This is a genomic window from Betaproteobacteria bacterium, assembly GCA_016720855.1.
Taxonomy (GTDB): domain Bacteria; phylum Pseudomonadota; class Gammaproteobacteria; order Burkholderiales; family Usitatibacteraceae; genus FEB-7.
Genome location: JADKJU010000001.1, coordinates 256,202 through 278,231 on the forward strand (window position 1 = coordinate 256,202; position 22,030 = coordinate 278,231).

The following is a 22,030-nucleotide window of genomic DNA, read 5'->3' on the forward strand; positions in this document are numbered from 1 at the left end:
CGGTGAACGGCACGCAGCCCTTCACGGCCGCCTCGATCGACGTGAACGCGGGGCAGACGTGCACGATCACGCTGACGGTGACGGGATCCACGCTGGGGGCCAAGGTGAACGGGGCGGCCCAGATCACGGCGATCTCGGGCATGACCAACGCGGTCACGAACCAGACGGTGACCGTCACGCAGGCATCCCTCACCAAGGCCTTCGCGCCGGCGACGATCAACCAGGGCGGGACCTCGACGCTCACCTTCACGATCACGAACGGGGCGGGCAACCCGGCGCAGTCGGGGATCAACTTCACCGACACGCTGCCGGCCAACGTGGTGATCGCCGCGACGCCGGCGGTGACGAGTTCCTGCCCGAGCGGGACGGGGGTGGTCACGGCGGCCGCCGGGACCGGCGTCATCACGGTGACTGGCGCCACGATGAACGCGGCGCAGGCCTCGTGCACGGTGACGGTCGATGTCACGTCGAACATCGCGGGGACGTACAACAACACGAACGCCGGCAACATCACGGCCACGCAGCGGGTGGACACCACGGGGGTGAGCTCGACGCTGACGGTGCAGGCACTGCCCACACTCACGAAGGCGTTCAGCCCGACGACGGTGGGGGTGGGGCAGAACTCGGTGCTCACCTTCACGATCACGAACCCGGCGGGCGCCCCGGCCAGGACGGGGCTCACCTTCACCGACACGCTGCCGGCCGGGCTGGTGATCAGCACGCCCAACGGCGTGGCGGGCACCTGCAGCGGGACGCCGACGATCACGGCCACGGCAGGCGCCGGTGTCTTCACGGTGGGCGGGACGGGGGTGGACGCGGCCGTGGGGGCCTCGACCTGCACGATCTCCCTCAACGTGACGAGCAATACGGCCGGCGCCTACGTGAACGGCGCCGCTCAGGTGACCGCCATCGCCGGGATGTTGAACGGTGTCACGAACCAGACGCTCACCGTCACGCAGGCATCCCTCACGAAGGCCTTCGCGCCGGCGACGATCAGCCAGGGCGGGACCTCGACGCTCACCTTCACGATCACGAACGGGGCGGGCAACCCTGCGCAGGCGGGGATCAACTTCACCGACACGCTGCCGGCCAACGTGGTGATCGCCGGCACGCCGAACGTCACGACCAGCTGCCCGAGCGGCACGGGCGTGGTCACGGCGACTGCCGGGACCGGCGTCATCACGGTGACCGGTGCCACGATGAAGCGCCGCCCAGGCCTCGTGCACGGTGACGGTGGACGTGACCAGCAACACGGCGGGGATCTACAGCAACACCAACGCCGGCAACATCTCGGCCACGCAGCGGGTGGACACCTCGGGGGTGAGCTCGACCCTCACGGTGCAGGCGCTGCCGACGCTCACGAAGGCGTTCAGCCCGACGACGGTGGGGGTGGGGCAGAACTCGGTCCTGACCTTCACGATCAGCAATCCGGCGGGCGCACCTGTCCGCACCGGTCTTACCTTCACGGACGCGCTGCCGGCCGGTGCGGTGATCGGTACGCCCAATGGCCTCGTGAACGGCTGCGGCGGCACGCCCACGATCACGGCGACGGCGGGGACGGGGACGATCACCGTCGGCGGCACGGGCGTGAACGCCGCCATCGGCGCCTCCGTCTGCACGATCACGGTGAACGTGACGAGCAATACGGCCGGTGCGTACGTGAACGGCGCCGCCCAGGTGACCGCCATCGCCGGGATGTTGAACGGTGTCACGAACCAGACGCTCACCGTCACGCAGGCCTCCCTCACGAAGGCGTTCTCGCCGGCGACGATCCAGCCAGGGCGGGACCTCCACGCTCACCTTCACGCTCGCGAACGGGGCGGGCAACCCGGCGCAGTCGGGGATCACCTTTACCGACACGCTGCCGGCCAACGTGGTGATCGCCGGCACGCCGAACGTCGACCAGCTGCCCGAGCGGCACGGGCGTGGTCACGGCGACTGCCGGGACCGGCGTCATCACGGTGACCGGTGCCACGATGAATGCGGCGCAGGCCTCGTGCACGGTGACGGTGGACGTGACCAGCAACACGGCGGGGATCTACAACAACACCAACGCGGGGAACATCAGCGGGGCGGCCAACGTCACGACGACGGGGGTGAGCTCGACGCTCACGGTGCAGGCGCTGCCGACGCTCACGAAGGCGTTCAGCCCGACGACGGTGGGGGTGGGGCAGAACTCGGTGCTCACCTTCACGATCACGAACCCGGTCGGCGCACCGGCCAGGACGGCGCTCACCTTCACCGACGCGCTGCCGGCCGGCGCGGTGATCGGCACGCCCAATGGCCTCGTGAACGGCTGCGGCGGCGCGCCCACCATCACGGCGACGGCGGGGACGGGGACGATCACCATTGGCGGCACCGGGGTGAACGCCGCCATCGGCGCCTCCGCCTGCACGATCACGGTGAACGTCACTTCCGCGACGGTCGGCGCTTATGTGAACGGCGCCGCCCAGGTGACCGCCATCGCCGGGATGTTGAACGGTGTCACGAACCAGACGCTCACCGTCACGCAGGCCTCCCTCACGAAGGCGTTCTCGCCGGCGACGATCAACCAGGGCGGGACCTCGACCCTCACCTTCACGATCACGAACGGGGCGGGCAACCCGGCGCAGTCGGGGATCACCTTTACCGATACGCTGCCTGCCAACGTGGTGATCGCCGCGACGCCGGCGGTGACGAGTTCGTGCCCGTCGGGCACGGGCGTGGTCACGGCGACTGCCGGGACCGGCGTCATCACGGTGGCCGGTGCCACGATGAATGCGGCGCAGGCCTCGTGCACGGTGACGGTGGACGTGACCAGCAACACGGCGGGGATCTACAACAACACCAACGCGCGGGAACATCAGCGGGGCGGCCAACGTCACGACGACGGGGGTGAGCTCGACGCTCACGGTGCAGGCGCTGCCGACGCTCACGAAGGCGTTCAGCCCGACGACGGTGGGGGTGGGGCAGGAACTCGGTCCTGACCTTCACGATCAGCAATCCGGCCGGCGCACCGGCCAGGACGGCGCTCACCTTCACCGACGCGCTGCCGGCCGGTGCGGTGATCGGCACGCCCAATGGCCTCGTGAACGGCTGCGGCGGCGCGCCCACCATCACGGCGACGGCGGGCACCGGCACGATCACCATTGGCGGCACTGGCGTGAACGCCGCCATCGGCGCCTCCGTCTGCACGATCACGGTGAACGTGACGAGCAATACGGCCGGTGCGTACGTGAACGGCGCCGCCCAGGTGACCGCCATCGCCGGGATGCTCAATGGCGTCACGAACCAGACGCTCACCGTCACGCAGGCCTCCCTCACGAAGGCCTTCGCGCCGGCGACGATCAACCAGGGCGGGACCTCGACGCTCACCTTCACGCTCGCCAACGGCGCTGGCAACCCGGCGCAGGCGGGGATCAACTTCACCGACACGCTGTCGGCCAACGTGGTGATCGCCGCGACGCCGGCGGTGACGAGTTCGTGCCCGTCGGGCACGGGCGTGGTCACGGCGACTGCCGGGACCGGCGTCATCACCGTGACCGGTGCCACGATGAATGCGGCGCAGGCCTCGTGCACGGTCACCGTGGACGGACCAGCAACACGGCGGGGATCTACAACAACACCAACGTGGGGAACATCAGCGGGGCGGCCAACGTCACGACGACGGGGGTGAGCTCGACCCTCACGGTGCAGGCGCTGCCGACGCTCACGAAGGCGTTCAGCGCGGTGAACCTGGGTCTGGGGCAGGCGACGACGCTCACGTTCACGGTGACCAACACGGCGGGCGGGGCGGTCACCACCTGGGACCTCGTTCACGGACACGCTGCCGGCCGGCCTCACGATCGCCAACCCGCCGGTGCCGGCGACCAACGGGCAGTGCGGCACGCCGGCGTTCACGGCGGTGACGGCACGCAGCCCTTCACGGCCGCCTCGATCGCGTGAACGCGGGGCAGACTGCACGATCACGCTGACGGTGACGGGATCCACGCTGGGGGCCAAGGTGAACAGGGCGGCCCAGATCACGGCGATCTCGGGCATGACCAACGCGGTCACGAACCAGACGGTGACCGTCACGCAGGCATCCCTCACCAGGCCTTCGCGCCGGCGACGATCAACCAGGGCGGGACCTCGACGCTCACCTTCACGATCACGAACGGGGCGGGCAACCCGGCGCAGTCGGGGATCAACTTCACCGACACGCTGCCGGCCAACGTGGTGATCGCCGCGACGCCGGCGGTGACGAGTTCCTGCCCGAGCGGGACGGGGGTGGTCACGGCGGCCGCCGGGACCGGCGTCATCACGGTGACTGGCGCCACGATGAACGCGGCGCAGGCCTCGTGCACGGTGACGGTCGATGTCGTCGAACATCGCGGGGACGTACAACAACACGAACGCCGGCAACATCACGGCCACGCAGCGGGTGGACACCACGGGGGTGAGCTCGACGCTGACGGTGCAGGCACTGCCCACACTCACGAAGGCGTTCAGCCCGACGACGGTGGGGTGGGGCAGAACTCGGTGCTCACCTTCACGATCACGAACCCGGCGGGCGCCCCGGCCAGGACGGGGCTCACCTTCACCGACACGCTGCCGGCCGGGCTGGTGATCAGCACGCCCAACGGCGTGGCGGGCACCTGCAGCAGGACGCCGACGATCACGGCCACGGCAGGCGCCGGTGTCTTCACGGTGGGCGGGACGGGGTGGACGCGGCCGTGGGGGCCTCGACCTGCACGATCTCCCTCAACGTGACGACAAGCAATACGGCCGGCGCCTACGTGAACGGCGCCGCTCAGGTGACCGCCATCGCCGGGATGTTGAACGGTGTCACGAACCAGACGCTCACCGTCACGCAGGCATCCCTCACGAAGGCCTTCGCGCCGGCGACGATCAACCAGGGCGGGACCTCGACCCTCACCTTCACGATCACGAACGGGGCGGGCAACCCTGCGCAGTCCGGCATCAACTTCACGGACACGCTGCCGGCCAACGTGGTGATCGCCGGCACGCCGAACGTCACGACCAGCTGCCCGAGCGGCACGGGCGTGGTCACGGCGACTGCCGGGACCGGCGTCATCACGGTGACCGGTGCCACGATGAGCGCCGCCCAGGCCTCGTGCACGGTGACGGTGGACGTGACCAGCAACACGGCGGGGATCTACAGCAACACCAACGCCGGCAACATCTCGGCCACGCAGCGGGTGGACACCTCGGGGGTGAGCTCGACCCTCACGGTGCAGGCGCTGCCGACGCTCACGAAGGCGTTCAGCCCGACGACGGTGGGGGTGGGGCAGAACTCGGTCCTGACCTTCACGATCAGCAATCCGGCGGGCGCACCTGTCCGCACCGGTCTTACCTTCACGGACGCGCTGCCGGCCGGCGCGGTGATCGGTACGCCCAATGGCCTCGTGAACGGCTGCGGCGGCACGCCCACGATCACGGCGACGGCGGGGACGGGGACGATCACCGTCGGCGGCACGGGCGTTAACGCCGCCATCGGCGCCTCCGTCTGCACGATCACGGTGAACGTGACGAGCAATACGGCCGGTGCGTACGTGAACGGCGCCGCCCAGGTGACCGCCATCGCCGGGATGTTGAACGGTGTCACGAACCAGACGCTCACCGTCACGCAGGCCTCCCTCACGAAGGCGTTCTCGCCGGCGACGATCAGCCAGGGCGGGACCTCCACGCTCACCTTCACGCTCGCGAACGGGGCGGGCAACCCGGCGCAGGCGGGGATCACCTTTACCGACACGCTGCCGGCCAACGTGGTGATCGCCGGCACGCCGAACGTCACGGCCAGCTGCCCGAGCGGCACGGGCGTGGTCACGGCGACTGCCGGGACCGGCGTCATCACGGTGACCGGTGCCACGATGAATGCGGCGCAGGCCTCGTGCGGTGACGGTGGACGTGACCAGCAACACGGCGGGGATCTACAACAACACCAACGCGGGGAACATCAGCGGGGCGGCCAACGTCACGACGACGGGGGTGAGCTCGACCCTCACGGTGCAGGCGCTGCCGACGCTCACGAAGGCGTTCAGCCCGACGACGGTGGGGGTGGGGCAGAACTCGGTCCTGACCTTCACGATCAGCAATCCGGCGGGCGCACCTGTCCGCACCGGTCTTACCTTCACGGACGCGCTGCCGGCCGGCGCGGTGATCGGTACGCCCAATGGCCTCGTGAACGGCTGCGGCGGCGCGCCCACGATCACGGCGACGGCGGGCACCGGCACGATCACCATTGGCGGCACGGGCGTGAACGCCGCCATCGGCGCCTCCGCCTGCACGATCACGGTGAACGTTACTTCCGCGACGGCCGGCGCCTATGTGAACGGCGCCGCCCAGGTCACCGCGATCTCGGGCATGACCAACGGCGTCACGAACCAGACGCTGACGGTGCTGAACCGCCCGACTGTCGCGAAGAACTTCGGAGTGGCTTCGATCGCGTCGGGTGGAACGACGACCCTCTCCATCACGCTGTCCAACAGCAACGGCGTCGCCGTGACCGGCGTAGCGTTCACGGACGTGTTCCCGGTGGTGCCGGGGGCAATGACGCTCGCCAACACAACGGTCACGAATACCTGCGGCGGCGCGGTGGCCGACAGTGGCGCGGGTGTCCTCAACGTGGGTGACGCGGGCATCCAGCTCACGGGCGGTACGATTCCCGCGGGCAGCGCCTGCACAGTCACCGTCACGATCACCGCCGCCGCGCCAGGTACCTACACGAATACGCTGGCAGCCGGCGCCGTCTCGAGCGCCAATGCCGGCACCAATGCGGCGCCTGCCAGCGCGAACCTGCTCGTCTCGGCCGCGCCGGCCATCGGGAAGGCGTTCGCGCCTGCCGCGATCGCCGCGGACGCCACCTCGACCATCACGTTCACGCTCACCAATGCCAACGGCATCGCGCTCACGGCGGCGACCTTCACGGACACGCTGGCCAACATGGCGATCAGCGCCAACGCAGCCGCGGGCGGCACGTGCGCGGGCGCGGCCGGCAATGCATTCACGGCCGGCCAGACGGCACTCTCCGTCGCGGGGCTCACGATCCCGGCGAGCGGTTCGTGCACCGTGACCGTGGTGGTCACGAGCGACATCCCTGGCGTACAACCCAACCAGGCGTCCGGGGTCGCGTCGGCGGAAGCGGTGACGGGCGCGGCTTCCAACATCGCGACGCTGACGGTGGGGGCAGCATCACCGACGATCTCCAAGGCTTTCGCGCCGGCAACGATCGCCTCCGACGGCACGTCGACGATGACCTTCACGCTTTCGAATGCCAACGGGATCGCGCTCACTTCGGCGGGATTCACGGACGCGCTCACGAACATGGCGATCTCGGTGGCCGGTGCGGCGGGCGGCACTTGCGTCGGGGCGGCAGGAAACGTCTTCGTGGGCGGGCAGGCGGCCCTGACCCTGTCCAATCTCACGATCCCCGCCAATGGCTCGTGCACGGTCACCGCGGTGGTGACGAGCGACCGGCCGGGCACCCACAACAACACCACCTCTGGGCTTTCGAGTGCGCAGGCGCCGGTCGGCCCGGTGTCGAACACGGCGACCCTGACGGTCAACGCCGCTGCGCCGACGATCGCAAAGGCGTTCTCGCCCGCGATCATCGCCGCGGGCGCGTCGTCGACAGTGACGTTCACGCTCACGAACACGCTGGGTGTCGCTCTCACGGCCGGGGCCTTCACCGATACGCTGGCGAACATGGCGATCGTGTCCACCGGGCCCGCCGCCGGTACTTGCGGTGGCGCGGCCGGCAACGGGTTCACCGCCGGGGACACGGCGCTTTCCTTCACCGGGATCACGGTGCCCGCCAATGGATCCTGCACTGTGACCGTGGTCGTCACGAGCAATCTTCCCGGAGCGCACAACAACACGACGTCGGTCTTCACCAGCGCCGAGGCGCCGGCGAGCGCCGTATCCAACACGGCGACCCTCACGGTATCGGCCGTGGCACCGGTCATCACCAAGGCCTTCACGCCCGCGGCGATCACGTCGGACGGGGCGTCGACAATCACGCTCACGATCACCAACCCGCTCGGCACCCCGCTCACGTCGGCCGGCTTCACCGACGCGCTCGCGAACATGTCGGTCGCCGCGGCCGGGGCGGCGGGAGGCACCTGCGCGGGCGCCGCCGGGAACTTCCTCATCGCTGGCCAGAGCGCCGTCGCCATCACCGGTCTCACCGTGCCCGCCTCGGGCTCCTGCACGGTGACCCTGGTGGTCTCCAGCGACATTCCGGGCGTGCATCCGAACCAGACCTCCGGCGTGTCCAGCACGGAGGCGCCTCTCGGCGCGGCCTCCAACAGCACGACCCTCACGGTGACGGCCTCGTCGCCGACGATTGCCAAGGCATTCTCGCCCGCCGGAATCATGCTGGGCACGACCTCCACGATCACCTTCACGCTCGCGAACGGCAACGGCATCCCGCTGACCGGCGCCGCGTTCTCCGACACACTCGCCAACATGCAGGTCAACGCCAATGGCGCGGCCGGCGGATCGTGTCCAGGGGCGGCGGGCAACGCGCTCACGGCGGGCCAGACGGGCCTCGCCTTCGTCGGCCTCACCCTGCCGGCCAACGGCTCGTGCACGGTCACGGTGGTGGTGCTCGGCAACGTGATCGGCACGCACCCGAACCAGGCGAGCGGCGTCTCGAGCGCCGAGGCGGCGACGGGCGCGGCCTCGAACATGGCCAATCTCACGGTCCAGCCCCAGCCGCCGACTGTCGCCAAGCAGTTCACGCCGACGAGCATCCTTGCCTCCATCGGTGTGTCGTCGCTCGTCGTCACGATCGGCAACCCGAACCCCATTGCGATCACTGTCACGTCCGTCACCGACAACTATCCGGGCGTCGTGGTGACCGCCGGTACGCCCGCCACCTCGACCACCTGCGCGGGCGGCGCGGTGACGAACTCCGCCACGTCGGTCACGTTGACCGGCGGCACCGTGCCGGCCAACGGCTCATGCACATTCCAGATCAATGTGTCGGCGCCCACGCAGGGGTCCTACACCAACACGATTCCCGTGGGCGCGCTCACGACGAGCGGCGGCTTCAATACCGTGGCCGCCAGCGCGACGCTCACCGTCGATCCGGTGGCCGACGTCCTGGTCGTCAAGACCGCGCCGGCGGCCGTCGGGTCCGGCCAACTGCTCAGCTACACGATCAACGTGGTCAACAACGGGCCGGACGCCGCCAATGGCGCGCAGGTCGCCGATACCGTCCCGGCGCAAGTCACGGGCGTGAGCGCGTCCTGCGGCGCGGCCACGGGCGGGGCAGTGTGCGGCGCGGTCAATGTCGCGGGCAACGTGGTGACCAGCACCATCACGACGCTGCCGGCGGGAGCGTCGGTCACCTTCACCGTCAGCGGCACGGCGACGGGCCTGGGAGCGACGTCGAACACCGCGACGGTGACGGCCCCCGCGGGCGTCTTCGACCCGGTCGCCGGAAACAATTCGTCCACGGCGAACACGACGATCCTGGCCCCGGACCTCACGATCGCCAAGACGCATGCGGGCAATTTCACCTCGGGCGTGAACGGCACCTACACGATCAGCGCGAGCAACGGCGCCGGATCGCTGGCCACGACCGGGGTCGTCACGGTCTTGGACACGCTGCCCGCCGGGCTCACCTATGTCAGCGGCTCGGGCGCCGGATGGACCTGCGGCGCGGCGGGGCAGGTCGTCACCTGCACCACCTCCAACGTGATCGCCGCCGGCACCTCGGCACCCGCCATCACGCTCACCGTGGCCGTTTCGTCGACAGCCATTCCGTCGGTGCTCAACATCGTCACGGTGAGCGGCGGCGGCGAGCCTGCGGCGGCGGCCAACAACAACACGGCCTCGGACAACACGATCGTCGTGGCAGCCGCGGTGAACACGTTTGCGCCGGACGGGGCGCAGACCGGTGTCCCCGGCTCGGTCGTGTTCTATCCGCACACGTTCAATGCCGGGCTCGCGGGCAGCGTCGCGTTCTCGACCACCGCGGTGGCCACGCCGGCGGTGCCGGGATGGTCGCAGACGATCTACCGCGACACGAACTGCAACGGTGCGCTCGACGGTGCCGAAGGGGCCGCGCCACTCGCCGGGCCCGTCGCCACGGTTGCCGGGGCCGCGGTTTGCATCATCGTGCGCGACAGCATTCCCGGGGCCGCGCCCTACAACGCCCAGAACGTGATTGCGGTGACCGCGACGTTCAACGGGGCGCAGACCTACGTGCGCACGGATACCACGACGGTCGGCGCGGCGGCCGGGGCGGGGCTCACGCTCGCCAAGACCGTGCGCAACGTCACGCAGGGCAGTCCCGCGGGAACGTCCGGCACGGCGCTGCCCAACGACATCCTCGAGTACACGATCACCTACACCAACACGAGCGCGGGCCCGGTCTCGGCGATTGTCGTCACGGACGCCACCCCGTCGTTCACGCTGTACCAGTCGGGCGCCTGCGGCGCGCTGCCCGCGAGCATCACGGGCTGCGGCGTCACCACGCAGCCGGCCGTCAACGGCACGGGTTCGGTCATCTGGACGCTCACGGGAACGCTCCTCTCGGGTGGCAGCGGCTCCGTGTCCTACCAGGTCCGCGTGAGCAATTGAGCGCCGCCAGCGCGAACCCGTAGAATCGCCGGGTGCACACGGCAACGATCCCGCGGCCTGGCCCGCGCCTCCTCGGCGTCGCGCTCGTCGTCTTCTCCGCGGTCGCCTTTTCCGCGAAGGCGATCATCGTCAAGCTGGCCTACCGTCAGGGTATCGACGCCGTCACCCTGCTCGCCCTTCGGATGGCGATGGCGGCGCCGTTCTTCGTCGCCGTGGCCTGGTGGTCGAGCCGGAAAGGGCACGCCGTGGCGCTCAAGCGGGCGGACTGGCGGGCCATCGTCTTCCTCGGGATGGTCGGGTACTACCTCGCGAGCCTCTTCGACTTCATCGGCCTGCAGTACATCACCGCCGCGCTCGAGCGCCTGGTGCTGTTCCTCTATCCCACCTTCGTGGTGCTCATCTCGGCCGCGTTGTACGGCCGCATCATCGTCGGACGCGACGTGGCGGCTCTGGTCCTTTCCTACGCAGGCATCGCCCTCGTCTTCGCCAACGACCTGGCCACCCGGCAGGAGAACGTGCTGGCGGGCGCCTTGTGGGTGGGACTGTCGGCGTTCTGCTATGCGGTGTACCTGATCGGCAACGGGCGAATGGTGAAGAAGATGGGAAGCGTCCTCTTCGCGAGCCTGGCCTCGGTCGTTTCCTGCGTGGCGGTGGTGTCGCACTACTTCGTCGTCCGCGAGGCGCCGCTGCTGTGGACCCAGCCGGCGGCGGTCTACGGGCTCACCTTCGTGATGGCGGTTTTCTCCACCGTGCTGCCCGTGATTCTCATGTCGGTCGGAATCCGGCTGATCGGCTCCAGCCACGCCTCCATGCTCGGGACCGTGGGGCCGGTCGCCACGATCGTCCTGGGCTTGGTCTTTCTCGACGAGCCCATCACCGCCATCCAGTTGGCCGGCGCCGCGCTGGTCATGGCGGGTGTGCTGGCGATTTCCCTCGCCAAGGCGCCGCGGAAGGGGGATTAGGAAAGGGGGCAGCGTGAGGGACGGCTCCGCGACGTTTTCGTCAAGGGGCTGTTCCTCAGGCTGTTTGCCCTTCATCGCTGTTCCCTTTTCTTGATCCGCCTCAAACCCGGTGCCGGTCCGGATTGCTGCGCTGCGATATACTTTTGCGGGGCCGTTGTCGAGGGCGCGAGGAGTGCCGGGCGGCGGCCGGAAAGCCCGCATTTCAATCGAGAAGACCCCTGAAGGAGACCCCATGAAGAAGCCCATGCGAGTAGCCGTCACCGGCGCTGCCGGCCAGATCGGCTACGCCCTGCTGTTCCGGATCGCCAGCGGCGAGATGCTCGGCAAGGACCAGCCCGTGATCCTGCAACTGCTCGAGATCCCGGACGAGAAGGCGCAGAAGGCCCTCAAGGGCGTGATGATGGAACTGGATGACTGCGCCTTCCCGCTGCTCGCGGGGATGGCCGCGGCCTCCGATGCCAAGGTCGCGTTCAAGGACGTGGACGTGGCGGTCCTCGTAGGGGCGCGACCGCGCGGGCCGGGCATGGAGCGCAAGGACCTGCTGGAGGCCAACGGCGCCATCTTCACCGTGCAGGGCAGGGCGCTGGACGAAGGCGCGTCGCGCAACGTGAAGGTGCTGGTGGTCGGCAACCCGGCGAACACCAATGCCTACATCGCCATGAATAGCGCGAAAGGTCTCTCGCCCGCCTGTTTCACCTCGATGATGCGGCTGGACCACAACCGCGCGGCCTCGCAGCTGGCGGCGAAGACCGGCAAATCGGTGGATTCCTTCGAGAAGCTGGTCGTCTGGGGCAACCATTCGCCCACGATGTACCCGGACTACCGCTTTGCCACCGCCGGCGGTCAGTCCGTGAAGGCACTGGTGAACGACGACGCCTGGTACAAGGACACCTTCATCCCCCTGGTGGGCAAGCGAGGCGCGGCGATCATCGAGGCGCGCGGGCTTTCGTCGGCCGCGTCTGCCGCCAACGCGGCGATCGATCACGTGCGTGACTGGGCGCTCGGATCCAGCGGCAAGTGGGTCACGATGGGCGTGGTTTCCGACGGCTCCTACGGCATTCCGGAAGGCGTGATGTACGGCTTCCCGTGCACGACGGCCAACGGCCAGTACCAGATCGTGAAGGGGCTCGAGATCGACGAGTTCTCGCGCCAGCGCATGGACAAGACGCTCGCGGAACTCGAGGAAGAGCGCGCCGGGGTCAAGCACCTTCTGGGCTGACGCTTGTGCGCCCGAAGGGCGCGGCGGCACGAAATGAAACGGGGCGGCCAGGGCCGCCCCGTCTCTCTTGAGGCTTTCGCGCGGGGATGCCGCGCGCAGTCAGGCTTAGCAGCCGCCCTTCTTCTTCTTGGCGTCGGCAGCGGGCTTCTCGTCCATCTTGGCGGCATCAGCCTTGGGATCGGCAGCCTTGGCGGTGGCCTTGGCGGCCTTGGGGTCGGCAGCCTTGGCGGTGGCCTTGGCGGCCTTGGGGTCGGCAGCCTTGGCGGTGGCCTTGGCGGCCTTGGGGTCGGCAGCCTTGGCGGTGGCCTTGGCGGCCTTGGGGTCGGCAGCCTTGGCGGTGGCCTTCGCGTCCTTGGGGTCGGCAGCCTTGGCAGCATCGGCCGTGGCAGCCTCGGCCTTGGCGGCAGGGGCGGCAGCCTTGTCCAGCGCAAAAACGGCAGGGGCCTGCGCCATCACAAACGCCCCGGCAACCAGGGCAGCGAGCAGCTTCTTCATCAGTAAATCTCCGGAATCATAGTGGGGGAATGTGCGCTCTACTTGTTTTGGCGCGGCGCACACTATAGTGGAAACCGGGGGCACGTGCCGGGATTTCGCCGCTATTTCCGAGGCGAAACATCGTCGAAAAATCCCGGTTTGGCCTGCCGAAGCACGAAACCGGGGTCAATCGCCCGGACGCAGCCCGGAAAATCGCCGCTCGGCAGCGCTCATGCCCCATGCGGCCAGGGCCAGGAAGGCGATGAAGGCGAGCACGAACCAGCCCATCGGGATTCCGGAGAGGCCGGGCAGCGTCACGTCCGGATGGGCCGAGGTGGCGAGCCAGGTGTCGAACCCGGAGAGGAATTCCGCATAGGCATAGGAGGCGATGAAGATGCCGACGATGAAGGCGAGCCCGTCGAGCCGTCCGGTGGCGCACGAGGCGACCGCCGTGCCGGGGCAGTAGCCTCCGATCACGAAGCCCGCTCCGAACACCAGGCCGCCGATGATCGCAGCTGGGTAGTTCGATGGCTCGATGTAGAGCTCGGCCAGGTCCAGCATGCCCAGGGACGAGAGGATGAAGATCCCGGCCATCGCCGTCACGATCGCCGTGAACATCACCTTCACGACGGCCATGTCATAGAGGTAGAAGACCGCGACCAGCTTCTTCGCGCTGCCGAACCCGGCCTTCTCGAGGAAGAAGCCGAAGCCGATTCCGATGAGGACGGCGAGGCCCAGCGAGACGCCCTGGGTGAGTTCCATCGTCGAGGAAAGGGGAAACATCAGAGCCACTCCTTTCGAGCCATCCAGGCCACTGCGTAACCCGCGGCAAAGACGGAGAGCATGAAAACGAGGCTTCCCGCGTTGAGAATGGCGGCGCCCGTGAGGGCCTGGCCGCTCGTGCAACCGCGCGCGATCTTCGCGCCGATCCCGGCGATGATTCCGCCGACCAGGGCGAAAACGAGGCGCTGCCCGTTGGTGAGGCGGGGCCCCTTCTCCACGCTGATCGAGAATCGCCCGGCGGCGTAACCGGAGACGGCCGCGCCGATGAAGGAGCCGATCACCAGGTACACGAGCCACGCGGTGAGCGGCGTGCCGCTGGCGAGGTAGCGGGCGTGGACGGCGCTCGCCTGGGCGTGCTCGGGCGAGAGGGTGTTCGCGATCCACGCGGCGACCGATGAGAACGCTCCCGTGGCGCCGAGCCCGCGACCCGCGATGAGGTAGGCCGAGAGCAGGACGAGGCCCAGCCCGAAGCCGGCGACGTAGGGGTTCCAGAACGGCGAGGGTGAGGACTTCGCCTCGACCCTGGAAGGCATGCCGGCTGCTGTCGTTGAGTTCATCGAGTGCCCCTTCTACATTCCGATGGCGGCGATCATGTGGCTCGCCTGGCCGGCGTTGACCATGACCCAGCGCAGCGAGAAGCCGCCGATAAGCACGAAGATCGCGGGAACAATCGAGTGCGGGATGCGATGCCCGAGTTCGAGGGCTTGCAGCACAAGCGGCGCGACGATGCCCACCGCGATGACGCCGCCCCAGAACACCAGAGCGTACTTGCCGGAAAGAAGCAGATCCACCGATGCGAGGTGCGAGGCCGAGCTGGACAGCAGCCCGATGAAGAGCAGGCCGATGAGCACGAGCTCGACCGCGAGGAAGCCGAGGTCCGCCTTGATGAGGCTGTCGGCCGTGCGCGGCTCCGGAGGGCGCTCACCCAACGGCTGCACCAGCATCGCGAACGCACCTGCGAGGAATCCGCGCGGGGCAGGGTGACGCGGCACGAGGCTTGCGACGAGGTGCACCATGGCGGCGGCCGCGGAAAGGCCGGAGAAGAGGAATAGCGGGCCGAGAACGGCGCTGTTCCAGAGCGGGCGCGCGACCATCGTGGAGAGCAGGATGCCGGTGTATATGCCCAGCCCGATGCCAAGGCCGACGTTGAGGACGCCGAGCGTCTTCACCTTGCCGGGGCTCGCGACAATCGCGTCCGACAGGCGCTGCAGCACGGGCAGGCGCTCGCCCAGCCACGGCCAGGCCTGCGGCAGCCGGATGAGGGCCGACACGAGGATCACCGGATAGACGAGCAGCAGGATCCAGGAGCCCCACGACATCGGCGACATCGGCTCGAAGGCCATGTAGACGCGGTACACGAAGAGCTTGTGCGAGAGGTCCAGGAACAACGCGCCCATGCCGAAGTTCATGAGCATGAAGCCCAGGATGGGCGTCTGCACGCTGTAGAAGCTCTCTGCGCGCTCGCCTTTCGCGAGCTTGAGCATGTTGATCCCCGCGAGGACCATCATGCCGGCGATCATGCCGCCGAAGAAGAGGTACACCGGGATCTCCCAGCTCCAGACCGAGAGCACCGGGTCCACGAACGGATTGTGGCGGGTGGTGGTGATTTCGAGCATGGTCGTGATCTCTCAGGTGAGGTAGAACACGCGGGGCTTCGTGCCGGCTTCCGGCAGCAGCGTGTGGTGCTTGCGCGAGGCGAGCAGCTGTCTCACGGCGCTCTTCGGATCGTCGAGGTCGCCGAAATGCATGCACCGCGTCGGGCAGACCGACACGCAGGCCGGATCCTTGCCCTCCTTCACGCGGTGCAGGCAGAAGGTGCACTTGTCGGCGTAGCCGTCGGGGTGGATGAAACGCGCGCCGTAGGGACAGGCAGCCAGGCAGGCCTTGCAGCCGATGCACATGTTGGCTGTCACCTGCACGGTCTTGCCGAACTCCTCCACGTGGCTCGCGCCCGTCGGGCAGCAGGTCACGCACGGCGGGTTGTCGCAGTGGTTGCAGCGTTCCGAGCGGATCTCCAGCGAGAGCGTCGGGAATTCCCCGCGCAGCTCCGTCACGATCCAGTCGCGGCAGTGGCCCTGCGGCACGTCGTTCTCGGTCTGGCAGGCGACCACGCAATCCATGCACCCCACGCACTTCAGGGTGTCGATGACCATTCCGAAGCGTGGCATCTCACGCCTCCTTTTCGAATGTGACGAAGTTCCGGTGGATGCTTGTGCCACCCATCAGCGGATCGACCTTGTAGCGCGTGTTGAGCTGCGCGGCGCTGGCGCCCTTCAGGTAGGCGCTCTTGAGCATCCTGTTCGTGTGGCCGAAGCCATAGACCATGTAGAGGGTGTCGGGCCGGATGCGCTGCGTCGCCTTCACCTTCACCCGGTTGGAAACCACGCCGTCCTGGTTCTTCAGCTTCACGTACTGGCCGTGCTTGAGTCCCGCCTTGGCCGCGGTCTGCGCGTTCACCCAGACCTCGTTCTCCTTCATGAGGTCGCGCAGCAATACGTTCGTCTGCGTGCGGCTGAACGTGTGCACGGGCGAACGTCCGGTGATGAGCGGGAAGTACCCGGCGGGCGCCGACTCGGGCGCGGTGTATTTCGGCACCGGGTCGAAGCCCGCCTTGGCGAGCTGGTCCGACCAGAACTCGACCTTCTTCGACGGCGTGTCGAAGGAAATCGCCGCACCTTCCTCGATGGTGATCGGTGTCTTTTCGCCCATCACGATCCCGTCCTTGCGGAACTTCGCGTAGTCGATGCCGCTCTTCTCGCAGCGCTTCGCGAGGTACTCGTCCATGTCCTTGAAGGGCATGAACTCGCCCACGCCCAGCCTGTCGGCGAGCTGCTTGGCGATCCACCACGCCGGCTTCTGTTCGGCGGGCGGGGGCACCACGGGCTGGCGAAGCGCCGCCCATCCCTGCCGGCCCCAGGCGACGTAGAGGTCGTCGTGACGCTCGAGGAACATGGCGTCGGGAAGCACCACGTCCGCGTATCCGGCGATCTCGCTGGGGTGTGTGTCCACGACCACCAGGAGGTCCAGCTTCGAGATCGCCTCGATCGTTTCCTTTTCGTTGGGCAGCGTCTGGACGAGGTTGGTCGCGTAAACAACCCAGCTCTTGATCGGGTAGGGCTTGCCGGTGATCGTCGCTTCGCGCAGGCCCGTGGTGACTTCCTCGTCGGCGAATGGCCACTTGTGGTCGGGGTTGTCGAGCTTGGGCTTGCCCGCGGCGGGGAATTTCGGGAACGGATAGCCGCCGACGCTCATGCCGGCCTGCAGGAAGAGGCCGCCCTTGCGGCCCCAGTTGCCCAGCAAGGCGTTCAGCAGTGCCGTCGCGCGGGCGCGCTGCGTGTCGTCGCCGTACCAGTTGACGCGCCGCCCGGGGTGGACGAGGGCGGCCGGCCTGTGGCTTGCGATCTCGCGCGCCGTGGCGCGGATGGTGGCCGCGGGGATTCCCGTCTCGGCTTCCGCCCACTCGGGCGTGTTCGGCGCGATGGCCGTGGCGAACTTGTCGAATCCGTGGCCGTATTTCGCAACGAAATCCCTGTCGTAGAGGCCTTCGGCCACGAGCACGTTCATCCATGCGAGCACGAGCGCTATGTCCGTGCCCGGCTTGATCGGGAGCCAGTACTTCGCCTTGCTTGCGGCCACCGAGTAGCGCGGGTCCACCACGATGATGGTGGCCTTGTTGGCGATCGCCTCGGCGAACTCCTGCACCTGCGTGTTGTGCATGTTCTCGCCCAGGTGCGTGCCGATGAGCACGAGGCACTTCGTGTTGGCGATGTCGGTGGGCTCCGGCGAACCCAGGCCCGTGCCGTAGGTCAGGAGGTAGCCCACGTCGCGCGGTCCGCGGCATTGCGCGAACGAGGGAGCCGCCTTGTTCACGCAGCCATAGGCGCGCATCACGTGCTCGAAGAAGCGCGCGCCCGTGCCGTGCTTCCACAGCGCGATCGACTCCGGGCCGTGCTCGGCGGCGATCTTCTTCATCTTTTCGGCGATGTGGTTCAGCGCCTCGTCCCACGTGACCGCCTTGAATTCCTCCTTGCCGCGCTCGCCGGTGCGGATGAGGGGTTTGGAGAGACGATCGGGGTCGTAGTGCGTGCCGACCGCGCCGGTGCCGCGCGGGCAGAGCCGGCCGCGGCTCATCGGGTCGAGCGGGTTGCCCTCGAACTTCCAGAGCTTGCCGTCGCGGACGTGGGCGATGCCGCCGCACTTCCAGAAGCACATTTCGCAGTAGGTGGCGATCGTCTCGACCTTGCCGGTCGGGGGCTTTGAGCCCATGGCCAGCGAGGAGACGACCGGTACCTGGGAGCCGACCGCGCCGGCCCCGAAGGTGGCAGCGGAGATCTTGAGAAATCGCCTGCGGGAGAGGGGTTCCATCACGGCCTCGTGTCGAGGGGGGAATGGCCCATTTAATCCCGAGTTCAATTAGCCCATGCTGATATAGGTCAAGGGGGTGGCGCCTCTGAAAAACGGCCGTCAGTCGCCTAGTTCTCCTCGGCAGCGAGCACGGCGGCGGTCACGGCCATTGCCACGGCAAGGCCCATGGCGACCAGCGCGGACGGCGTGTTCGGCTGCAGTCGCGCGAGGTCGAGAAATCCTTGCACGACCGAGGTCCCGGCCGGCGCGAGCGCCCAGGCAAGGACGCTGCCGATCGCGGCCGAGCCGAGCACGAGGGCCGGCCGAAACCAGGCACGGGAAAGCCGGCGGGGCGGAAGCGCGCGCTCGATGCGAAGCGAGAAGCCGTCATCGGGAACGGCACGGCGCCCATCTTCGCGCAGCCGCCGGTCGATGGCATCGTGCCGGGTTTCGTTCATCGAAAGTCCTCGCCGAGTTTCGCGCGCAGCTTCGCCTTGCCGCGCAGGATGTGGGTCTTCACGGTGCCGAGCGGGATGCCCAGCGCCACGGCGGCTTCCTCGTGGCTCAAGTCCGCGTAGTAGCAGGCGGTGATCGCGGCACGCTCACCATCGGACAGGCTCCCCAGGGCGTGCTCGAGGTCGATGCGCTCGACAGCCGGCACGGTGTGCGCGGATTCCTCGGCAACGGGCGCGTTGTCCTGGTCATCGAGCAGGACCTCGCGACGCCTGCGCGCCTCCGAGAGCCAGGCATTGAAGGCGATGCGGTAGATCCAGGTCGAGAAGCGGGCATCGAAGCGGAACGAGCGCAGGTTTCACCACGCAAGGAGGAAGGTCTCCTGCGCGAGGTCGTCGGCAAGCCCGTGGTCGCCCCTGGCCAGGCGCCGCAGCACCGAGCGAACCATCGATTGGTGGCGGCGCACCAGACGCGTGAATGCCTGGCGGTCGTCGCGGGCGACGATGGCCAGGACGAGTTCCGAATCGGCCGGTTCCGGCCGGTCGTTCATCGGGGCTGGCGCGAAGGCCCGGGGCGCTCGAACGGGCGCGAGTCGATCTTCCAGGCCACGAGGAGCGCAATGCCCATGAGCCCGGGGATGAGCCCGATGGACCACGGGAAGCCCCGCTCCCAGAAGAAGACGGAAAGCGCGATCCCGAGCGCGAGGAGCACCAGGCCCCCCTTCGGGCTCGGGCGAATTTCGGGCGGGTGGAGCAGTTCCGGCGGGACCGGCAGCCCCTTTTCCGCAAGCTTCAGGATCGTCTCCTGCTGCATGCGGTTTCGGTGGTGCTTGTACACGAGGATGATCGCGATGACGACGAGCGGCAGGCCGAAGCTGGCCAGCATCGCCGTCATGGCGACCACGGCTTCCGAGGTTTCCATGGCTGACTCCTGGGGCTGAAGCGTCCCACATTGTCGGGTTTGGCCCGCGCGCCGGGCAAATCGCCGTTCGGGGGGAGGGATATCCATGCTCCTGTGACGCACCCGGAGCCGCCCGTGGATTCAGGCCGATCCCCGGCAGTGTCAGCCGGCCAGCTCCTCGGCCACGCTCTCGGTGGCGGTGGGCTCCTGCGGCGGTGTGAGGGTCTTCATCCGGGCGAGAGGCGAGGTCCACGCAACGAGCGGGATCATCGCCAACGCCCCGGCGCCAGCCAGCAGGATGGTTACCCTGAGGCCCCAGTGCTCCGCGATCCAGCCGCCGGCAAGCCCTCCCAAGGGAGCCGTGGCCACGGTGAGGCAGATCATCGTCGCCGTGACGCGCCCCAGCAGCCGGTCCGGCGTCACCGTCTGGCGCAGCGTGAGGTAATTGATGAAGAAGGTCATCGCGGAGAAGTCGAGCAGGAAAAGCCCCAACCCGAAGATCACGGAGGCGACGACATGTCCTCCCGACGCGGCGCCCAGCACAAGCCAGGCGACACCGGTGCCGCCCAGGGCCACGAGCATCGTCGGGCCGAACCCGTAGCGGGCGTTGAGCGGGCCGACGGCGCCCGCGGCCGCGAAGGAACCCACGCCGGCGAGCATGAACAGCACGCCCACGTGCCCGGCCGAAAAGCCCAGTTCGCGGGCCGCGAAGAGGATCACGACGGCGACGAAGGCATGACGGAACATCTGCCACGCGGCGAGCGCCCAGGCCAACGCGCGCAGCAGGCGGTTGCGCCACACCGCCATCAACCCTTCGCCGATTTCGCGCCAGATGCTTTCGCCCGACACCTTCGGCGCATCGGTGGCCGCGGGCGGGATGCCGCGCAGCATCCAGGCGGAGACGATGAACGACAGCGCGTCCAGCAGGATGGCGATGGGGGCGGTGAGCCACTGGATCATGGCCCCCGCCATGCCCGGGCCCACGAGCTGCGCGGCGGAATCGGAGAGCCCTATCTTTGCGTTGGCTTCGACGAGGTTCTCGCGCCCCACACGCTCGGTCATGAAGACCTGGTAGGCGGGCCAGCCGATCACCGAGCCCACGCCCACGAGGAACCCCGCCGCGTAGAGCACCGGCATGGACAGCACGCCCAGCCAGGCGCACACGGGCACCGCGGCGAGGGCGAGGCCGCGGCCGAGGTCCGCCCAGATGATCACCGGCAGTTTCCTGGTTCGATCGACCAGCACCCCGGCGAAGAGCCCGAAGAAGGGATAGGGAAGCGCTTCGAGGGCCGTGAGCACGCCGACCTCGAACGGCGTGGCGTTGAGCACCAGCGCCGCCGTGAGGGGGAGGGCGAGGAACGTCACCTGGCCGCCGAAGTGCGTGATCGTGAGCGAACCCCAGAGCTTCACGAAGTCGGGGTTGCGCCACAGGCCGGTGAGCCAGCGCCGCGGGTGAAATCTGGAGAGCAACGTATTCATCGTTTCTGTCGTCCGGCCTCTTGGGCCGGCGTCGCGTTCCTTCGCCCGGCCCGCGCGGGGGTCGCGCAGGGCGGTGCGGAAACGGCGCAGGGGGAATGGCGCGCAATTATATCGAGGGCGCCGGAGTCCGGACAGCCGGGGTTTGTTAAGATCCGTCCTGCAATCCTGCCTGACCCCGCCACGACTCCCGGAGCCCTGAAATGTTCGGCCGCCTGCTACCCAAGGAGGGACGCTTCTACGACCTCTTCAACGCCCATGCCGAGCAGGTATTGCGCGCCGGCCGCGAGCTGGTCGTGCTCTTGCAGGCCTTCCCGAACGTGGAGCCTCACGCGCGCCTGATCGACGAGGCCGAGCACTCCGCCGACCGCATCACGGCCGAGGCGATGCGGCTGCTGCACAAGACCTTCATCACCCCCATCGACCGCGACCAGATTCACGGCCTGGTGAACGCGATGGACGACATCTGCGACCTGATCCAGGACGTGACCGAGTCGATCACCCTCTACGACATCCGCGCGATCACGCCGGAGACCACGCGGCTCGCCGACATCGGCCTCAAGTGCTGCGAGCGGGTGAAGGACGTCATCGCGCTTCTCGGGCAGGACGGGCAAGGCGAGGCGGTTCTCAAGACGTGCGACGAGATCGACCGCCTCGAGAGCGATGCGGACCGGGTGCTGCGGTCCGCGATCTCGCGGCTGTTCCGCGAGGAGCAGGACGTGCGCGAGATCATCAAGATGAAGGTGATCTACGAGCAGCTGGAGGCCATCACGGACCGCTGCGAGGACGTGGCGAACCTGGCAGAGGGCATCGTCCTGGAAAACTCGTGACGCCGCGGCGCCACTCA

The 22,030-nt window shown here is 68.4% G+C and carries 21 protein-coding genes and 2 pseudogenes; 10 read left to right on the plus strand and 13 right to left on the minus strand.

Annotated features, from left to right (window positions below; translation table 11 throughout):
- Positions 1–422 precede the first annotated feature (422 nt).
- From IPP91_01070 to IPP91_01095, 6 genes and pseudogenes are all read left to right on the plus strand, one after another.
- Positions 423–1,880, plus strand: coding sequence for a hypothetical protein (locus tag IPP91_01070; GenBank protein ID MBL0140675.1), 1,458 nt, complete (start codon positions 423–425; stop codon positions 1,878–1,880).
- 45 nt (positions 1,881–1,925) lie between these two features.
- Positions 1,926–2,966, plus strand: a complete 1,041-nt coding sequence (locus IPP91_01075) for a DUF11 domain-containing protein (protein ID MBL0140676.1) — start codon at positions 1,926–1,928, stop codon at positions 2,964–2,966.
- Positions 2,967–3,043: 77 nt separating this feature from the next.
- Positions 3,044–3,655 carry a hypothetical protein gene (locus tag IPP91_01080; GenBank protein ID MBL0140677.1) on the plus strand — a complete coding sequence of 204 codons (612 nt, stop codon included), beginning with the start codon at positions 3,044–3,046 and terminating at the stop codon, positions 3,653–3,655.
- A complete protein-coding gene (locus IPP91_01085) occupies positions 3,610–3,924 on the plus strand; it encodes a hypothetical protein (protein ID MBL0140678.1) in 315 nt (104 codons plus the stop codon). Before IPP91_01080 ends, IPP91_01085 begins: the two co-directional genes overlap by 46 nt.
- A 12-nt stretch (positions 3,925–3,936) precedes the next feature.
- A pseudogene (locus tag IPP91_01090) lies at positions 3,937–4,200 on the plus strand (DUF11 domain-containing protein).
- Positions 4,201–4,248: 48 nt separating this feature from the next.
- The gene (locus tag IPP91_01095) at positions 4,249–4,731 is read left to right on the plus strand and encodes a hypothetical protein (GenBank protein ID MBL0140679.1); all 483 of its coding nucleotides are present in this window, start codon (positions 4,249–4,251) and stop codon (positions 4,729–4,731) included.
- A 40-nt stretch (positions 4,732–4,771) separates the two neighbouring features.
- Here the strand turns inward: IPP91_01095 and IPP91_01100 are convergent, their stop codons facing one another.
- On the minus strand, positions 4,772–5,128 hold the full coding sequence (locus IPP91_01100) for a hypothetical protein (protein MBL0140680.1): 357 nt from the start codon (positions 5,126–5,128) through the stop codon (positions 4,772–4,774).
- Positions 5,129–5,137: 9 nt separating this feature from the next.
- On the minus strand, positions 5,138–5,851 hold the full coding sequence (locus IPP91_01105; protein MBL0140681.1) for a hypothetical protein: 714 nt from the start codon (positions 5,849–5,851) through the stop codon (positions 5,138–5,140).
- Positions 5,852–5,856: 5 nt separating this feature from the next.
- Between IPP91_01105 and IPP91_01110 the strand changes: the two genes are divergently transcribed.
- The 3 genes from IPP91_01110 (at position 5,857) to IPP91_01120 (ending at position 12,753) form a co-directional block, all read left to right on the plus strand.
- Positions 5,857–10,572 carry a DUF11 domain-containing protein gene (locus IPP91_01110; GenBank protein ID MBL0140682.1) on the plus strand — a complete coding sequence of 1,572 codons (4,716 nt, stop codon included), beginning with the start codon at positions 5,857–5,859 and terminating at the stop codon, positions 10,570–10,572.
- Positions 10,573–10,604: 32 nt separating this feature from the next.
- Positions 10,605–11,534: a DMT family transporter gene (locus tag IPP91_01115; protein ID MBL0140683.1), complete on the plus strand. Its 930-nt coding sequence runs from the start codon at positions 10,605–10,607 to the stop codon at positions 11,532–11,534.
- Positions 11,535–11,766: 232 nt separating this feature from the next.
- Entirely contained in the window at positions 11,767–12,753 is a 987-nt protein-coding gene (locus tag IPP91_01120; protein MBL0140684.1) for a malate dehydrogenase, read from the plus strand.
- A 270-nt stretch (positions 12,754–13,023) separates the two neighbouring features.
- Here the strand turns inward: IPP91_01120 and IPP91_01125 are convergent.
- The 11 genes and pseudogenes from IPP91_01125 to IPP91_01175 all read right to left on the minus strand — a co-directional run bounded on the left by IPP91_01125 (position 13,024) and on the right by IPP91_01175 (position 21,186).
- Positions 13,024–13,248 (minus strand): annotated as a pseudogene (locus IPP91_01125) (hypothetical protein).
- 165 nt (positions 13,249–13,413) lie between these two features.
- Entirely contained in the window at positions 13,414–14,010 is a 597-nt protein-coding gene (locus IPP91_01130; protein MBL0140685.1) for a YeeE/YedE family protein, read from the minus strand.
- Positions 14,010–14,543 (minus strand): YeeE/YedE family protein, encoded by a 534-nt coding sequence (locus tag IPP91_01135; protein MBL0140686.1) that lies wholly within the window; start codon positions 14,541–14,543, stop codon positions 14,010–14,012. Before IPP91_01135 ends, IPP91_01130 begins: the two co-directional genes overlap by 1 nt.
- A gap of 36 nt (positions 14,544–14,579) precedes the next feature.
- Positions 14,580–15,626 carry a polysulfide reductase NrfD gene (gene nrfD / locus IPP91_01140; protein ID MBL0140687.1) on the minus strand — a complete coding sequence of 349 codons (1,047 nt, stop codon included), beginning with the start codon at positions 15,624–15,626 and terminating at the stop codon, positions 14,580–14,582.
- A gap of 12 nt (positions 15,627–15,638) precedes the next feature.
- On the minus strand, positions 15,639–16,178 hold the full coding sequence (locus IPP91_01145; GenBank protein ID MBL0140688.1) for a 4Fe-4S dicluster domain-containing protein: 540 nt from the start codon (positions 16,176–16,178) through the stop codon (positions 15,639–15,641).
- A 1-nt stretch (position 16,179) separates the two neighbouring features.
- Positions 16,180–18,375, minus strand: coding sequence for a molybdopterin-dependent oxidoreductase (locus IPP91_01150; GenBank protein MBL0140689.1), 2,196 nt, complete (start codon positions 18,373–18,375; stop codon positions 16,180–16,182).
- Between the two features lie 107 nt (positions 18,376–18,482).
- Positions 18,483–18,812: a hypothetical protein gene (locus IPP91_01155; protein MBL0140690.1), complete on the minus strand. Its 330-nt coding sequence runs from the start codon at positions 18,810–18,812 to the stop codon at positions 18,483–18,485.
- Positions 18,809–19,162, minus strand: coding sequence for an RNA polymerase sigma factor (locus IPP91_01160; GenBank protein ID MBL0140691.1), 354 nt, complete (start codon positions 19,160–19,162; stop codon positions 18,809–18,811). Before IPP91_01160 ends, IPP91_01155 begins: the two co-directional genes overlap by 4 nt.
- Before the next feature lie 3 nt (positions 19,163–19,165).
- Positions 19,166–19,357 carry a hypothetical protein gene (locus IPP91_01165; GenBank protein MBL0140692.1) on the minus strand — a complete coding sequence of 64 codons (192 nt, stop codon included), beginning with the start codon at positions 19,355–19,357 and terminating at the stop codon, positions 19,166–19,168.
- A complete protein-coding gene (locus IPP91_01170) occupies positions 19,354–19,728 on the minus strand; it encodes a hypothetical protein (protein ID MBL0140693.1) in 375 nt (124 codons plus the stop codon). The genes IPP91_01165 and IPP91_01170 overlap by 4 nt, the downstream gene beginning before the upstream one ends.
- 141 nt (positions 19,729–19,869) lie before the next feature.
- The gene (locus IPP91_01175) at positions 19,870–21,186 is read right to left on the minus strand and encodes an MFS transporter (protein MBL0140694.1); all 1,317 of its coding nucleotides are present in this window, start codon (positions 21,184–21,186) and stop codon (positions 19,870–19,872) included.
- A 200-nt stretch (positions 21,187–21,386) separates the two neighbouring features.
- On the opposite strand from IPP91_01175, the gene IPP91_01180 reads away from it, so the two are divergent.
- Positions 21,387–22,013 (plus strand): DUF47 domain-containing protein, encoded by a 627-nt coding sequence (locus tag IPP91_01180; GenBank protein ID MBL0140695.1) that lies wholly within the window; start codon positions 21,387–21,389, stop codon positions 22,011–22,013.
- The last annotated feature ends 17 nt before the right edge of the window (positions 22,014–22,030 follow it).

Bases quoted from the DNA above. Each gene is read 5' to 3' on its own strand.
- IPP91_01150 (MBL0140689.1), bottom strand. From the start codon at position 18,375: ATGGAACCCCTCTCCCGCAGGCGATTTCTCAAGATCTCCGCTGCCACC.
- IPP91_01120 (MBL0140684.1), top strand. From the start codon at position 11,767: ATGAAGAAGCCCATGCGAGTAGCCGTCACCGGCGCTGCCGGCCAGATC.
- IPP91_01170 (MBL0140693.1), bottom strand. From the start codon at position 19,728: ATGGAAACCTCGGAAGCCGTGGTCGCCATGACGGCGATGCTGGCCAGC.
- IPP91_01155 (MBL0140690.1), bottom strand. From the start codon at position 18,812: ATGAACGAAACCCGGCACGATGCCATCGACCGGCGGCTGCGCGAAGAT.
- IPP91_01130 (MBL0140685.1), bottom strand. From the start codon at position 14,010: ATGTTTCCCCTTTCCTCGACGATGGAACTCACCCAGGGCGTCTCGCTG.
- IPP91_01180 (MBL0140695.1), top strand. From the start codon at position 21,387: ATGTTCGGCCGCCTGCTACCCAAGGAGGGACGCTTCTACGACCTCTTC.
- IPP91_01145 (MBL0140688.1), bottom strand. From the start codon at position 16,178: ATGCCACGCTTCGGAATGGTCATCGACACCCTGAAGTGCGTGGGGTGC.
- IPP91_01135 (MBL0140686.1), bottom strand. From the start codon at position 14,543: ATGCCTTCCAGGGTCGAGGCGAAGTCCTCACCCTCGCCGTTCTGGAAC.
- IPP91_01175 (MBL0140694.1), bottom strand. From the start codon at position 21,186: ATGAATACGTTGCTCTCCAGATTTCACCCGCGGCGCTGGCTCACCGGC.
- IPP91_01165 (MBL0140692.1), bottom strand. From the start codon at position 19,357: ATGAACGACCGGCCGGAACCGGCCGATTCGGAACTCGTCCTGGCCATC.
- IPP91_01110 (MBL0140682.1), top strand. From the start codon at position 5,857: ATGCGGCGCAGGCCTCGTGCGGTGACGGTGGACGTGACCAGCAACACG.
- nrfD (MBL0140687.1), bottom strand. From the start codon at position 15,626: ATGCTCGAAATCACCACCACCCGCCACAATCCGTTCGTGGACCCGGTG.
- IPP91_01070 (MBL0140675.1), top strand. From the start codon at position 423: ATGAACGCGGCGCAGGCCTCGTGCACGGTGACGGTCGATGTCACGTCG.